The 12,234-nt window shown below is 64.1% G+C and carries 14 protein-coding genes and 1 tRNA gene; 5 read left to right on the top strand and 10 right to left on the bottom strand.

All coding sequences use genetic code 11. From position 1 onward, the window contains the following. The first annotated feature begins 9 nt into the window (after positions 1-9). Positions 10-894 (top strand): metallophosphoesterase family protein, encoded by an 885-nt coding sequence (locus ASE49_RS00325; RefSeq protein ID WP_056767296.1) that lies wholly within the window; start codon positions 10-12, stop codon positions 892-894. A gap of 68 nt (positions 895-962) precedes the next feature. On the opposite strand, the gene ASE49_RS00320 is transcribed toward ASE49_RS00325, so the two are convergent. From ASE49_RS00320 to ASE49_RS00310, 3 genes are read right to left on the bottom strand one after another with little or no spacing between them, the layout of a single operon-like run. Next, a complete protein-coding gene (locus tag ASE49_RS00320) occupies positions 963-1,682 on the bottom strand; it encodes a GIN domain-containing protein (protein ID WP_056767293.1) in 720 nt (239 codons plus the stop codon). A 25-nt stretch (positions 1,683-1,707) separates the two neighbouring features. Further along, positions 1,708-2,274 carry a DUF1700 domain-containing protein gene (locus tag ASE49_RS00315; RefSeq protein WP_056767290.1) on the bottom strand — a complete coding sequence of 189 codons (567 nt, stop codon included), beginning with the start codon at positions 2,272-2,274 and terminating at the stop codon, positions 1,708-1,710. Next, positions 2,264-2,632 (bottom strand): PadR family transcriptional regulator, encoded by a 369-nt coding sequence (locus ASE49_RS00310; RefSeq protein WP_056767287.1) that lies wholly within the window; start codon positions 2,630-2,632, stop codon positions 2,264-2,266. The genes ASE49_RS00315 and ASE49_RS00310 overlap by 11 nt, the downstream gene beginning before the upstream one ends. Before the next feature lie 196 nt (positions 2,633-2,828). Between ASE49_RS00310 and ASE49_RS00305 the strand changes: the two genes are divergently transcribed. Continuing rightward, on the top strand, positions 2,829-3,062 hold the full coding sequence (locus ASE49_RS00305) for a ribbon-helix-helix domain-containing protein (RefSeq protein WP_056767284.1): 234 nt from the start codon (positions 2,829-2,831) through the stop codon (positions 3,060-3,062). A 3-nt stretch (positions 3,063-3,065) separates the two neighbouring features. Here ASE49_RS00305 and ASE49_RS00300 read toward each other — a convergent pair whose 3' ends face one another. From ASE49_RS00300 to murA, 3 genes are all read right to left on the bottom strand, one after another. Continuing rightward, on the bottom strand, positions 3,066-3,557 hold the full coding sequence (locus ASE49_RS00300) for a hypothetical protein (RefSeq protein WP_056767282.1): 492 nt from the start codon (positions 3,555-3,557) through the stop codon (positions 3,066-3,068). 162 nt (positions 3,558-3,719) lie between these two features. Then, entirely contained in the window at positions 3,720-3,935 is a 216-nt protein-coding gene (locus ASE49_RS00295) for a hypothetical protein (RefSeq protein WP_056767279.1), read from the bottom strand. 67 nt (positions 3,936-4,002) lie between these two features. Further along, positions 4,003-5,283 carry a UDP-N-acetylglucosamine 1-carboxyvinyltransferase gene (murA, locus tag ASE49_RS00290; RefSeq protein ID WP_056767277.1) on the bottom strand — a complete coding sequence of 427 codons (1,281 nt, stop codon included), beginning with the start codon at positions 5,281-5,283 and terminating at the stop codon, positions 4,003-4,005. A 155-nt stretch (positions 5,284-5,438) separates the two neighbouring features. Between murA and ASE49_RS00285 the strand changes: the two genes are divergently transcribed. Further along, the gene (locus ASE49_RS00285) at positions 5,439-6,320 is read left to right on the top strand and encodes a UTP--glucose-1-phosphate uridylyltransferase (RefSeq protein ID WP_056767274.1); all 882 of its coding nucleotides are present in this window, start codon (positions 5,439-5,441) and stop codon (positions 6,318-6,320) included. A 27-nt stretch (positions 6,321-6,347) separates the two neighbouring features. Here ASE49_RS00285 and ASE49_RS00280 read toward each other — a convergent pair whose 3' ends face one another. The 4 genes from ASE49_RS00280 to ASE49_RS00265 form a co-directional block, all read right to left on the bottom strand. Further along, entirely contained in the window at positions 6,348-6,989 is a 642-nt protein-coding gene (locus tag ASE49_RS00280) for a lytic transglycosylase domain-containing protein (RefSeq protein WP_235522768.1), read from the bottom strand. Positions 6,990-7,012: 23 nt separating this feature from the next. Further along, positions 7,013-8,113 carry a phytase gene (locus ASE49_RS00275; RefSeq protein ID WP_056767267.1) on the bottom strand — a complete coding sequence of 367 codons (1,101 nt, stop codon included), beginning with the start codon at positions 8,111-8,113 and terminating at the stop codon, positions 7,013-7,015. Next, positions 8,113-10,917, bottom strand: a complete 2,805-nt coding sequence (locus ASE49_RS00270) for a TonB-dependent receptor (protein ID WP_056767264.1) — start codon at positions 10,915-10,917, stop codon at positions 8,113-8,115. Before ASE49_RS00270 ends, ASE49_RS00275 begins: the two co-directional genes overlap by 1 nt. Before the next feature lie 180 nt (positions 10,918-11,097). After that, positions 11,098-11,172: transfer RNA gene (locus tag ASE49_RS00265), tRNA-Thr, on the bottom strand. 137 nt (positions 11,173-11,309) lie between these two features. Here ASE49_RS00265 and ASE49_RS00260 point away from each other — a divergent pair. Further along, positions 11,310-11,492 carry a hypothetical protein gene (locus ASE49_RS00260; protein WP_056768602.1) on the top strand — a complete coding sequence of 61 codons (183 nt, stop codon included), beginning with the start codon at positions 11,310-11,312 and terminating at the stop codon, positions 11,490-11,492. Between the two features lie 55 nt (positions 11,493-11,547). Continuing rightward, on the top strand, positions 11,548-12,234 hold the full coding sequence (gene gpmA / locus ASE49_RS00255) for a 2,3-diphosphoglycerate-dependent phosphoglycerate mutase (RefSeq protein WP_056767261.1): 687 nt from the start codon (positions 11,548-11,550) through the stop codon (positions 12,232-12,234).

Genomic DNA, 12,234 nt, shown 5'->3' with positions numbered 1-12,234 from the left:
CTAGGGAACATGCACAGTAGGACCGCCGCTGAATCGGGCGATCCGCTACGGCTGTTTCACCTCAGCGATATTCATTTCGGCCTGGAAGATACCCGGGCGCTGGACTGGGCCAAGGCCTGCATTGAGCAGGAACGCCCTGATGCAGTTGCGATCACTGGCGACCTGACGATGCGTGCGCGCCACCCGGAATTTCGCGCCGCCTGCGCATGGATCATGGCGCTGGATATCCCGGTGACGGTCGAAGTGGGCAACCACGACATCCCGTATTTCAATTTGTATGAGCGGTTCTTCGCGCCGTATAAGCGTTTCAAGGTGATTGAACGCGTACTGGAAACGCAGCTGGATCTGCCGGCGCTGGCGATCGTGCCGCTGCGCACTACCACCCGCGCGCAGTACCAGCGTTTTCCCTGGTCCAATGGCTGGGTGACGGATCATGCCCTGCACCAGACCTTGCGGGCGATCGATGCGCTGCCGGCGGGTACGCGCGTGCTGGTTGCCGCGCATCATCCGCTGACCGAGCGGCGCGCGGATGGCAAGTTGCTGACCATCAACGGAACGCACGCGATGGAGCAATTGGCGAAACGCCGGGTGCTGGGCATCCTGAGCGGTCATATTCATGACCCGTTCGATCTGACCGCGCAAACGCCGTCCGGCCCTCTACGCATGATCGGGGCGGGCACGTTGTCTTTGCGCATCCGCTCCACCCCGCCCAGTTTTAACGAGATCGTCGTTTCGGGCGATCAAGTAAAAGTCACCGCGCGCAATCTCGATGAATTACCTAGCGAGGCGCTGCAGATCGACCGGGTTCCCGAAAATGCGCTGCCGCCCCGGGCGCCGGGCGAACCGGTTGCGCCCGTTGGCAATGTGCCAGCTACCGATCCGCCGGTGCATTGATTTGGGTAATAAAAAAAGGCCGCACCGTCGGATGACGGCGCGGCCTTTGTTGGTGTTCCACGTGTAACTTAGTAATCGTGATCGACGCTGCCGATGCCGTTCATCCGGCTGCGCAGCACTTGCGGCTTCCGCACCAGCGAGACGTTGCCCGCACCGTTCACTTCCACGTCCACAGTGCCGGTGGCGCCGATGGTGACGTCGCCCACGCCATCGATGCGGATGGTGGCATCGCGGCCCTGCACTTTGCCCAAGTCCAGGTTGCCGGCCCCGGCGGAGGTCACGAACATGCGATCCACCTTGCCGTCCGCGTCCAGATCGATCGCGCCGCGTGCATCGATCCGCAAGGACTGCTGGTTGAGGTTGTGCAGGTTGACGTCACCGGGCGCATCCATGTCGAGCCCCGCTATTTCCGGCGCAGTGATCCGGACTTTCAGGGTCTTGTGAAACCGGGTGTTACCGTTGAGGGACAAGCGACTGCCATCCCACACCAGCCGGTCCACGACCTCGGACGGACCTTCCACGGTCATCTGGGTTGTGTCGCCGCGAACAAATTCCAGGTCCACCGGAACGGCCATGGCGAGCTGGCTGCCGGATTGCAGCGCGAAGCTGCGGGTCTTGCGGGGGCCGTGAGCGACGGCGGCGTCATCATCGTCGAACGCCCACGACCAGTTCTTGCCGTTGGTAATGTCCTGGCGCAGACGATCGCCGCCGGCCAGCCATGCTCCGCTGAACGCGACGATCGAGAGGATCACGCCGCTGGCGAATACGATGAGCAGTTTCCTGAGCATCTTAAGGGTCCTTCTTTCTTGGCGTTCAATTGTCGGAATGAATGGCAGGTTCGAGCACCCGGTAGTGCAGGCGACCGAACCACATCAGGGCGTTGACGATCCAGATGCTGACCAGGGTCAGCAGGGCAGCGACGGCAACCGACGCACTCATCAGGCCAAGGCCGCCCAGGATCGCAACCAGCGGTCCACCCGGGAACCCGCTGAACGGCCCGGCGATCAGCACGAAGCCGCCGCCGATGAAGCAGGCCAGCACGGCCACGAACAAGCCGAACATGACGCCCAGTATCGGCAGCACGATCGGCAGCAGGATCAGGATGTCGATCGTGGCCAAGCCCATGAAAGCCAGGATCGCGGCCCACGCCGAGGAGGGCGAGGCTTCAGTTTTCCAGTTGCGAAGGCCTGCCTCGAAGCGCAGTTCGCGCGCCAGCCGGCTGGGATTGCCCAGGGCGGCGGCTACTTCGTCCTCACTGCGCCCTTCGGCGGCGCCGGCTTCGAAATGCTCCTGATAATCGGCGACGATCTCGTCGACGACGTCGGTCGGCATGCCTTTCAGCCCGGCTTTCAGGCGCCGGATGAATTCATTACGCTTCATGGCTTGTTTCCCCTTCCTGCGCTTGCGTGTCGGTAGTCTGGGCGGTGGCGATCAAAGCTTCGACGGCCTCGGTGAAGCTGCGCCATTCCCCGATCTGCCCAGCCAGACGGGCACGTCCGGTTTGCGTGATGCGATAATACTTGCGCGACGGGCCCGAGGGCGATTCCTCAAGATACGTCGCCACCAGCCCTTCGGACTGCATGCGGCGCATCAGCGGGTAGATCGTCCCTTCGCCCATATCCACGGCATCTGCCATGCGACTGGCTATCTCGTATGCGTAACTGTCACCCTTGGACAGCAGGGCGAGCACGCACAGCCCGAGCACCCCTTTCTTCAACTGGATTTCGATTTCAGACATCGAATCACCTCCTGCGATGACCCAGTGTATATGGACAGCTACTGTGTAACGCAAGATACCATGCACAAAATAATACATGCCGCCGCAAGGTACCTTGCGGTGCGCTTGTGCCGCAAGATTAAAGGCTGGCGGATGTGGGCTTTCGAAAGGACAGAACGCGCTTGCACGGTGGGCGGCCAACGGTAGGTTCGGCGCCATGCCGACGCCGTATCACCCGCCCGTAAAGCGCTCCGTCGAGATTGCCGGGCACAAAACGTCGATCAGCCTGGAACCGATTTTCTGGGATATGCTGTGCGAAGCCGCGCTGGCCGAGAGCGTGCCGATCAACGCGCTGGTCGCGCGGATCGACGTGGAAAGGCTGGAGGTGGACCCGCTTCCCGGATTGGCGGGCGCAATCAGGGTGTGGCTGGCGGCGCGGCTGCTACGGTAGCGGTCAGGCGGCTTGGCGAAGGGCGACGCCGGTGCGGGTCAGGTCATCCAGGCTGATCGGACCCCACTCATTGCGGGACGCGCAGACACACACGATTCCCGCGCGCTGCCACGCCGCGTCAGCACGTCCGTGCAGCACGCCAACACCGTCTTCTATCAAAGCACGTACAGGATCGCTCACCAGATCGAACCGTCCGGCAGGCGTTTCCAGTCGCGTAAATTCACATACGGATGCATAGCGACCGGTGGACAGGCAGTCCCAAGGGCGCGGATCGTTTGCAGAGCGGACCAGATGCTTGATGCCCGGCAGCCCCGCAAGATGCACGGGATTGCCGACGTTCCCCAGGATCCACACGGTGTCTGCCGCATCTACACGGCGGTGCCAGGTTTCGCAGATGCGGCGAGTAAGTTCGGCAGTGTGGGAAACGCCGGCGGCAGCTTCGCGGCGTGCATCTTCGCAATCGAAATGCAGATTCGCCACGAAATGTATCGCCATCACCAACTCCCAACGCGGCACAGCACCCGTCCCAAGCGTTTCAACGACTTACTTGCGGGATTCGTTCCACTGGGATCAACGGTTCAGCCGATTTGCGGTGTCTGACGCGCACAAAAAAGGAGGGAGCAGCGCCCCCTCCTTTCGTAACTCATTTTCTTTGCGTCAGTACGTCGACGGGGGATCGCTAGCTGGGAAGCTTTCGTCGATCGCCTCGTCGGTCTTGCTCCAGGACTTGGGCGGCGTGGTCATATGCTCCGGCCCGGAATCGCGCACGGTAGCCCGATCGCCCGCCGTCACTGTTTCCGGCTGGTTCTGCGTGGCGTACTTGTACAGCGCGTAGCCTATCGCCCCTGCGGCCGCCAATTTGATCAGGCCCATGTCGATTCTCCTCTCGGTGGTTCGATGGGGGCAACGCGCGATGGGCAAGTAAGGTTTCGCGCTCCTATCAATCGCCCACACGTTCGATCTGGGCGCCGACGAGGGCCAGCTTTTCCTCCAGCCGCTCGTACCCGCGATCCAGATGGTACAGGCGGTGCACCTGGGTCTGGCCTTGCGCGGCCAGGCCCGCGATCACCAAGCTCATCGAGGCGCGCAAGTCGGTCGCCATCACGTCGGCGCCAGTGAGGCCGGACACCCCGTGGACGATGGCTGTTCGGCCCTTGGTTTCGATGTGCGCGCCCATGCGGTTGAGTTCGGGAACGTGCATGTAGCGGTTCTCGAAGATCGTCTCGGTCAGCACGCTTGATCCTTCGGCCATGCACAAAAGCGCCATCAACTGCGCCTGCATGTCGGTGGCAAAACCGGGATAGGGCGCGGTGGACAAGGTGACCGGGCGCAGCTTGCCGTCGGCCGCCACGTGTAGCCCTTCGGCGCGCGGTTCGACATGGACGCCGGCATCGCGCAGCGCCTGCACGGTGGCTTCCATGTCCTCGATCCGGGCGCCTTTCAGCACCACTTCGCCACCGGTGATTGCGGCCGCGCAGGCATAGGAGCCGGCCTCGATACGATCGGGCATCACCATGTAGGTGGCCCCGTGCAGCCGCTGCACGCCGTGAATGGTGATGTCGCTGGTGCCGATGCCTTCGATCTGCGCGCCCATGGCGACCAGCAGATTGCACAGATCGACGATCTCCGGCTCACGCGCGGCATTGTGCAAGGTGGACTTGCCGTTGCACAAGGCTGCCGTCATCAGCGCGTTCTCGGTCGCGCCGACGGAGACCACCGGGAAGGAATAGCGTCCGCCCGGCAGGCCGCCATCGGGCGCAATGGCCTTTACGTAGCCCGCCGCCAGCTCGATCGTCGCGCCCAGGGCTTCCAGGGCTTTGAGATGCAGGTCGATCGGGCGGTTGCCGATGGCGCAGCCGCCGGGCAGCGACACCGTCGCCTCGCCCATGCGGGCCAGCATCGGGCCCAGCACCAGGATCGAAGCGCGCATCTTGCGCACCAGATCATACGGCGCGACCGAACTGGTGATGCGCGTGGCCTGCAGGGTCATAACCCGGCCGAAATCTTCGGGGCGCGACCCGGCGATGGCGGTGGATATGCCAAACTGGTTCATCAGGTGCTGGAACCCGTCGATATCGGCCAGACGCGGCAGGTTGCGCAGCGTCAGCGGCTCGTCCGTCAGCAGCGCGCACGGCAGCAGGGTGAGCGCCGCGTTTTTCGCGCCGGATACGGGAATGGTGCCGGAAAGGCGCTTGCCGCCTTCGATGATGATCTTGTCCATCGCGTCGCTTTAACGCGAAAAAGCACGCGGGCAACGCCAGCAGGGTGAAAATCACGACGGATTAAACGAACAGTAAGGTTAATATGGTGCTGTTGCGTGGGTAGCGGTTAGACGCTTTAACGCAGTTGCAACATGAGGGAGGCAGTTTCGCGCGTATGAGTGACCACCAGTTCAGAAAGCCGGTCCGCAAGGCCGTGTTTCCCGTCGCCGGCCTCGGCACCCGTTTCCTGCCAGCCACCAAGGCGATCCCCAAGGAGCTGCTGCCCGTCGTCGACCGCCCGCTGATACAGTATGCAGTGGACGAAGCGCGCGAGGCGGGGATCGAGGAATTCGTGTTCGTCACCGGGCGCGGCAAGACTGCCATCGTCGAGCATTTCGACACCGCTTACGAGCTGGAAGCGACGATGACCGGGCGCGGCAAGTCGCTCGACCCGCTGGAGCCTACGCGCATCCAGCCGGGCAATCTGGTCACCGTGCGCCAGCAGGTGCCGCTGGGGCTGGGCCACGCGGTGTGGTGCGCGCGCGCGGTGGTGGGCGATGAGCCTTTCGCCATCTTCCTGCCGGACGAGCTGATGTATGGCACGCCAGGCTGCATGAAGCAGATGATCGACGCATACAACGAAGTGGGCGGCAATCTGGTGTCGGTGCTGGAAGTGCCGAACGAGGAAGTGTCCAGCTACGGCGTAATCGCGCCGGGCGAGAGCCGGGGCAACCTGACCGAGGTCAAGGGCCTGGTCGAAAAGCCGAAGGCGAGCGAGGCGCCTTCCAACAAGATCGTGTCAGGCCGCTACATCCTCCAGCCCGAAGTGATGGGCCTGCTCGAAACGCAGGGCAAGGGCGCGGGCGGCGAGATCCAGCTGACCGATTCGATGGCCAAGCTGATCGGCCAGCAGCCGTTCCATGCCGTGACGTTCAACGGGCGGCGTTTCGATTGCGGCTCGAAAGTGGGCTTCGTGGAAGCAACGCTGGCGATCGCGCTGGACCGCGAGGACATGCGCGACGACGTGCGCGCAATTGCCCAGCGCTTGCTGGGGTGATGGGGCAGGGGGCCTTGCGGGGCCCCCTTACTGCCGCACAGGGTCCGTCAGACGGGCCATGATGGCGGCCACGTAGGCTTTGGTTTCCCGGATTTCCGGCACGCCGCGCGCGCGGGTGACTCGGCCCGGACCCGCATTGTAAGCTGCCAGGGCATTCTCGATATTGCCGCCGAACGCGTCCAGCTGCATGCGCAGATAGCGCGCGCCGCCTTCCAGATTGGCGAGCGGGTCCGCCGCGTTCACGCCCATCTGCGTGGCGGTGCCGGGCATCAACTGAGCAAGACCGCGCGCGCCCACGGGCGATACCGCGCGTTCGTTCCAGCGGCTTTCCTGCCACACCACCGCTTCGAGTAGCGCCGGGCTGATATCGTACTTGCGCGCCAGCAGCGCCACGCTGGCGCGCCACTGCGCCGGCCCTGCCGCGTCCAGCGCATCGGTGACCGATTGCGGATGCAGCCCGGCGTCGATCTGGAGAGGTTCTTCTTCAACCTGTGAGGACGGCCCTGCCAGGGACGCCGCCGATGCCGGGCCGCCAGCGATCCATTGCGCGCCGTCGCTGTCGATCTGCAGCACATCGGCGCAGGCGACACCGGGCAAGGCGGCGCACAGCGCACCAAGCATCACTGCGCCGACCTTAGCCCGCCCCATAGATCCGATTCCCCACGCCATCGGCGACGGCTTTACCCTGTTTTCTACTGCATTCCCAGCGCGGTGCGGATCGCCTGCCAGGACACCAGCTTGAAGTTCTGGGCCTTGGGCGCGTTGTCGCCGTCCTGCGCCATGAACACGCCTTCGGGAAACTGCGGCCCGAAATCGCCCAGCACCACTTCGATGCCGTCGGTATCGCTGGTGCCGCCGATCGCACCGCCGTTGATGCGAAAGCGCCCGGCGGCCTGGCCTGTCATCAGGTCGAACAGCGCGTAGGCATTGTCACCCTGGCTGGAGGCAACGAGCCATGCGGTGCCGTCCGGCTTGCGGGCGATGGCCAGCCCCTCCACGTCGTCCACCAGGCCGTCCGCCGGGCCAACCCTGGCAAAGGGGCTGGCCTGCAGCGCGGCGCCCGCCAGCGGCACTTTCCAGATGCCGACGTCTTCCTCGGCTACGAAAAGCGTGTGCGTCGCATCGTCTACCACGCAGCCTTCGGACTGGGTTGCGAACTTCACGTCGCGCACATGCTGCGCGGTGATCGCGCCGCCACTTTCGACCAGCCGGCTTTCGGCCACCGTGCCGTCCTTGAGCACCACATACGCCCGGGCCGCTTCGCCCGCGGCCAGCGGTGCGCCCATGCAAAAGCCGTAGGCTTCGGCCGGCGCATGGCCGGCTTTCAGAAACGCCTGCGTGCGCAGCGCGGTGAGTTTTCCGGTGCCGCCATCCAGCGTGAACAAGGCGATGCGCGGTTCGGCTCGGTCGGTGCGGTCGCTTGCACCCACCAAGATGCGCTGCCTGCCATCGGCCGTGCGCACTTCGCGCAAGTCCGCATTGTTGAGCGCGCCGGCCGGTGCAAAATCGCGGACTTTGCCGTCCAGCCCATAGACGTAGAGGCCGGCCTTCTTGTCCGTGCCCAGCAGCAGGCTGGCCGCGGGATTGGCGGCATTGCGCCAGATCGCCGGATCGTCCGCCGCATCGGCATTGCCGGTGCCCACCGGCGTGGTTTCGCCCTGCGCCGGCACATCGATGGCGGCATAGCGCGGGCGCGGCGCGCCGTCTGTCACCGCTGTGGTGGCGCAGCCGGCCAGCAGGAGCGCGGGGAGCAGGCTGGCGGCGCCGAGTTTCAGGAGAGTACGGACCTGCATCAGAAGGTCACCCGCGCGCCGAATTTCACGGTGGATCCGTATTCCTCGTACTGCAGCAGACGCTGGGCCCCGGCGTAGTTCTGGTACGCGTAGTACTTGGCGTTGTTCACGTTCACCCAGTCCGCAAACAGGCGGATGTTTTCGGTCAGCTTGTACTTGGCCGAAAGGTCCAGCTGGAAGTGGTGGTTGACGATCCGGTCGGTGTCGGCGGATCCGCCTACTTCATCCAGATACTTGTCGCGGAAAGTGCCCGCCGCGCGCAGCGATACCGGCCCCTTTTCATACCCCAGCACCACGTTGAAGGTATTCTTCGACGCGTTGGGCAGGTCGATCCGGCGCGCCAGCCCGTCCTCGTCCAGCACCGTGCCGCGCGCATACGTGTACGTGTAGTTCAGCTGGGTCAGCAGGCCGTCCAGCGGCGAGGGCAGCATCGAGAACACCTGGCTGTAGCTGACTTCGAGCCCCGAAATTTCCGCCTTGTCGCCGTTAACCGGGATGGTCAGCTCGGTGTAGTCGATGCCGTTGAACGTGCCTTCCACGCTGGAGAAGCTGGAGTACGTATAGTCCTTGATCGACTTGTAGAACGCCCCCACCGACAGTGCACCGTTGTTGGCGAAGTAGTATTCGAACCCGGCATCGAAGTTCCAGGCCTGGTAGGGTTTCAGCGCGGGGTTGCCGAATTCGGCCTCGCCGTCCTCGTTGATCGAATAGCGCGGGGCCAGCTGGCCCAGCTTGGGTCGCACCACCGTCTTGTAGCCGGCAAAGCGCGCCACCAGGTTCTGCTGCGGGCTGTAGCGCACCGTCAGGCTGGGCAGCCAGTTGGTGTAGCTGCGCTTGTAGGCAACCGGGGTGACCGACACGATCGTGTCGTCATCGTCTTCCGATACCGCGACCAGATTGCCGGTCATTTCGTTGTGCGTGCGCTCCACCCGCACACCGCCGATGATGCGCAAGGTTGCCGAATCCCAGCGGCCCAGCAGGTAGGCAGCGGCGATGTCTTCCTTCACCGCATAGTCGGCGGTGGAACTGTCGATCAGGCTGTTGGCCGGGTTGCGCTCGAAGCCATCGGCATTGGCAAGGTAGAAGTCCGCCGATCCGCCCTTGTTGGCGACCGGGCCCATGTCGAGCAGGCGATACGTCTGGCTGCCCAGAACGTCTGCCAGTGTCAGGTCGCCGTCGTAATCGTCGAAGCGGCTCATCTCGAAATCGTAGGACTTCTTGCGCCAGCGCGCCTTGACGCCGCCCTGCACGGTGAAATCGCCATCGTCGCCGGCAAAGGTGCGCGCCAAGTCGGCCTTGGCGGCCCATTCGCGGTCCTGGCTGTTCGACAGCGTGGTCAGCTCAAGGCGGTCGAACGCGTAGTTCGAAGCATCGTTCAGCGTGCTGGCGCCGCTGGTTACCGCATAGGTCGGATAATACCGCCCCGAATTGTCAATATCGACCGCCACGCCTGAGGCGCGGCCGAAGTCGGCGGCGAAGCGCATCGGGTCGAGCGAGAACGTCTCTTTCTCGCTCGATTTGGCGTAGCTCGCCTGCCAGTTGAACTTCCAGGTGCCGGTATCGGTGTCGCTGCCGATCGAGACCGAGCGGATGCGCTGGCGCTCGAACCGGTCCTTGAGATCACGCTCGACAGTGAGCGCGTCCTTGGACCCCAGATCCGCGGTATCGAAGCTGACGGTGGAACCGCTGGCGCCGCTCGCCTCGTCGAAATCGCCGAAGTCGAACGTGGTGCGGCGGCGATATTCGTGGTCGTCAAACTGCGACCAGTTGCCGCGCACATAGGCCTTGGTGGTGTCCGACACGCGCCAGTCGAACGAAAGCGCGGCGTTGATGCGCGTGCGCTCGACATCGTAATCGCGGTATTCTAGGGTTTCGGCATACGTGTTGCCGTTGTCGTCGGTCTTCCAGTCGCTCGCCTCGACGTTATCGGTCTCGAACTTGCGCTTGTAGTAGCTGACCGAGCCGGCCACGCCGAAATTGTCGCCCAGCTTCTGGGTGAAGTCGAACGCGCCCTTTGGGGTCACTTTGCCCGAATAGTCGTTCCAGCTGCCCTCGCCGCTGATCGAATAGCGGTTCTTCTTGGTATCGAATGCGCTGGTGGTGTGGATTTCCACCGAGGCGCCGATGAAATCGCCGTCCATGTCGGGCGTGAAGCTTTTCTTCACGTCGATCGATTCGATGGTGTCGGAGGAGATGACATCGAGCGCCACCGAGCGCGCTTCCGCTTCGGGCGCGGGCAGGCGCACGCCGTTCACGGACGTGCCGTTAAGGTCCGGGTCAAGCCCGCGCACCGACACGTAGCGGCCTTCGCCCTGGTCGTTGAGGATGTTGACGCCGGGCAGGCGGCGCAGCGATTCCGCCACGTTCTGGTCGGGAAACTGGCCGACCGCGTCGCGCGTCAGCACGGACTCGATGCCGTCGGCAGCCTTTTGCCGGGACAGCGCGCTGGACAGGTTGGCGGTCTGTCCGGTCACCACGATTTCGCCGCCGCCGAACGCCGCCAGGTCGAAATCGCCCGAAACCTTGCCGGTGGCCGGCACGGTGACCGTGCGCGTCGTCACTTCGGCGCCCACATAACGCGCTTCCAGCGTGTAGGTGCCTGCCGGGACATCGCCGAACACGTAGCTGCCGGCGCGGTCGGTTTCGACCTGCCGGTTCAGCTCGACGATCCGCACGCTGGCCGATGCGAGCGCGCGATTGCCGGTGGTGTCGTTGACGTGGCCGGCGATCTCGCCAGCCTGGGCGATGGTGGCGAACGAGGCCGAGGCGAGCAGCCCGGCAACGAGCTGGAGCGAACGGGTCATGATGTGGAATTTTCCCTGTAGAAACGAATGCGTGTTCTCAGGGGCGCCGCCTAGGCGCGTTCAATGACGGTCACATGATGTAACGAAGACAGTTCGATGACAGGGCGTGCAGCGTCAATACGCTGGACGCGATGCCGCGCGCACGGGCGGCAGATCGACTATGCGGGAATGCGGAAAGAATGGTGCTGCTAGGGAGGATTGAACTCCCGACCTCGTCATTACCAATGACGCGCTCTACCACTGAGCTACAGCAGCGCCGTTCAGGCCCCGGCAGGCGGGGCGTCAGGCATTCGGGCCGAATGACCCGGTGCAGGGGGGCGCTAATGTCTGCGCGCGCCACGATTGTCAAGCGCCGCTTGCGCTTTGCGGGCGGCGGCGGCAAGGATTCCAGAATGAGCGAGGATCAACGTCCCTCCGGCGGCCAGCCACCCAAGCTTTCGCGCGAAGAGCGGCTGGCGGCAAAGCTGCGCGAAAACCTGCGTCGTCGCAAGGCACAGGCGCGCGCGGTGGCGGACTTCGACGGCGATCGCACCACGGAATCGCGCGGGCTTTCCAAAGCGCCACCGGAAAGCTAGGGGCAGGCCCCTGAACCCGTTCGTTTTCCGGTCCAGTCATTAAGGGAGCACCATCTTGCCTCGCCTGATCCTTCTTCGCCACGGCCAGAGCCAGTGGAACCTGGAAAACCGCTTCACCGGCTGGTGGGACGTCAACGTGACCGAAAAGGGCGAGGCCGAAGCCCGTGCCGCAGGGGCGCTGCTGAAGGCCAAGGGCATGCTGCCCGACGTCGCCTTCACCTCGGTGCAGACGCGCGCGATCAAGACGCTGCATCTGGCGCTTGAGGAGGCCGGCGTGCTGTGGATCCCCGAGACCAAGGACTGGCGCCTGAACGAGCGGCATTATGGGGGCCTCACTGGTCTGGACAAGGCGGAGACGGCGGCCAAGCACGGCGACGATCAGGTGAAGATCTGGCGCCGCAGCTTCGACATTCCGCCCCCGGTGCTGGAAAAGGGGAGCGAGTTCGATCTGACTGGCGATGTCCGTTACGCCGGCATCGATGTGCCGATGACCGAAAGCCTCAAGGACACGATCGCACGCGTGCTGCCGTATTACGAAGGCTCCATCGTGCCGCACCTGAAGGCCGGCTCCACGGTGCTGGTGGCCGCCCATGGCAACTCCCTGCGGGCGCTGGTGAAGCATTTGTCAGGCATTTCGGATGACGAGATCACCGGGCTGGAAATCCCCACCGGCCAGCCGATCGTTTACGATCTGGACGACGATCTGGCGGTACTTGATCGCTACTACCTGTCCGAGCGCTGA

The organism is Novosphingobium sp. Leaf2, from assembly GCF_001421325.1.
Classification (GTDB): domain Bacteria; phylum Pseudomonadota; class Alphaproteobacteria; order Sphingomonadales; family Sphingomonadaceae; genus Novosphingobium.
The sequence above is the reverse complement of the archived record's forward strand: the minus strand, read 5'-3'. Positions and strand labels throughout refer to the sequence as shown.

Coding starts and splice junctions, on each gene's coding strand:
- ASE49_RS00325 (WP_056767296.1), top strand. CDS start 10: ATGCACAGTAGGACCGCCGCTGAATCGGGCGATCCGCTACGGCTGTTT.
- ASE49_RS00320 (WP_056767293.1), bottom strand. CDS start 1,682: ATGCTCAGGAAACTGCTCATCGTATTCGCCAGCGGCGTGATCCTCTCG.
- ASE49_RS00315 (WP_056767290.1), bottom strand. CDS start 2,274: ATGAAGCGTAATGAATTCATCCGGCGCCTGAAAGCCGGGCTGAAAGGC.
- ASE49_RS00310 (WP_056767287.1), bottom strand. CDS start 2,632: ATGTCTGAAATCGAAATCCAGTTGAAGAAAGGGGTGCTCGGGCTGTGC.
- ASE49_RS00305 (WP_056767284.1), top strand. CDS start 2,829: ATGCCGACGCCGTATCACCCGCCCGTAAAGCGCTCCGTCGAGATTGCC.
- ASE49_RS00300 (WP_056767282.1), bottom strand. CDS start 3,557: ATGGCGATACATTTCGTGGCGAATCTGCATTTCGATTGCGAAGATGCA.
- ASE49_RS00295 (WP_056767279.1), bottom strand. CDS start 3,935: ATGGGCCTGATCAAATTGGCGGCCGCAGGGGCGATAGGCTACGCGCTG.
- murA (WP_056767277.1), bottom strand. CDS start 5,283: ATGGACAAGATCATCATCGAAGGCGGCAAGCGCCTTTCCGGCACCATT.
- ASE49_RS00285 (WP_056767274.1), top strand. CDS start 5,439: ATGAGTGACCACCAGTTCAGAAAGCCGGTCCGCAAGGCCGTGTTTCCC.
- ASE49_RS00280 (WP_235522768.1), bottom strand. CDS start 6,989: ATGGCGTGGGGAATCGGATCTATGGGGCGGGCTAAGGTCGGCGCAGTG.
- ASE49_RS00275 (WP_056767267.1), bottom strand. CDS start 8,113: ATGCAGGTCCGTACTCTCCTGAAACTCGGCGCCGCCAGCCTGCTCCCC.
- ASE49_RS00270 (WP_056767264.1), bottom strand. CDS start 10,917: ATGACCCGTTCGCTCCAGCTCGTTGCCGGGCTGCTCGCCTCGGCCTCG.
- ASE49_RS00260 (WP_056768602.1), top strand. CDS start 11,310: ATGAGCGAGGATCAACGTCCCTCCGGCGGCCAGCCACCCAAGCTTTCG.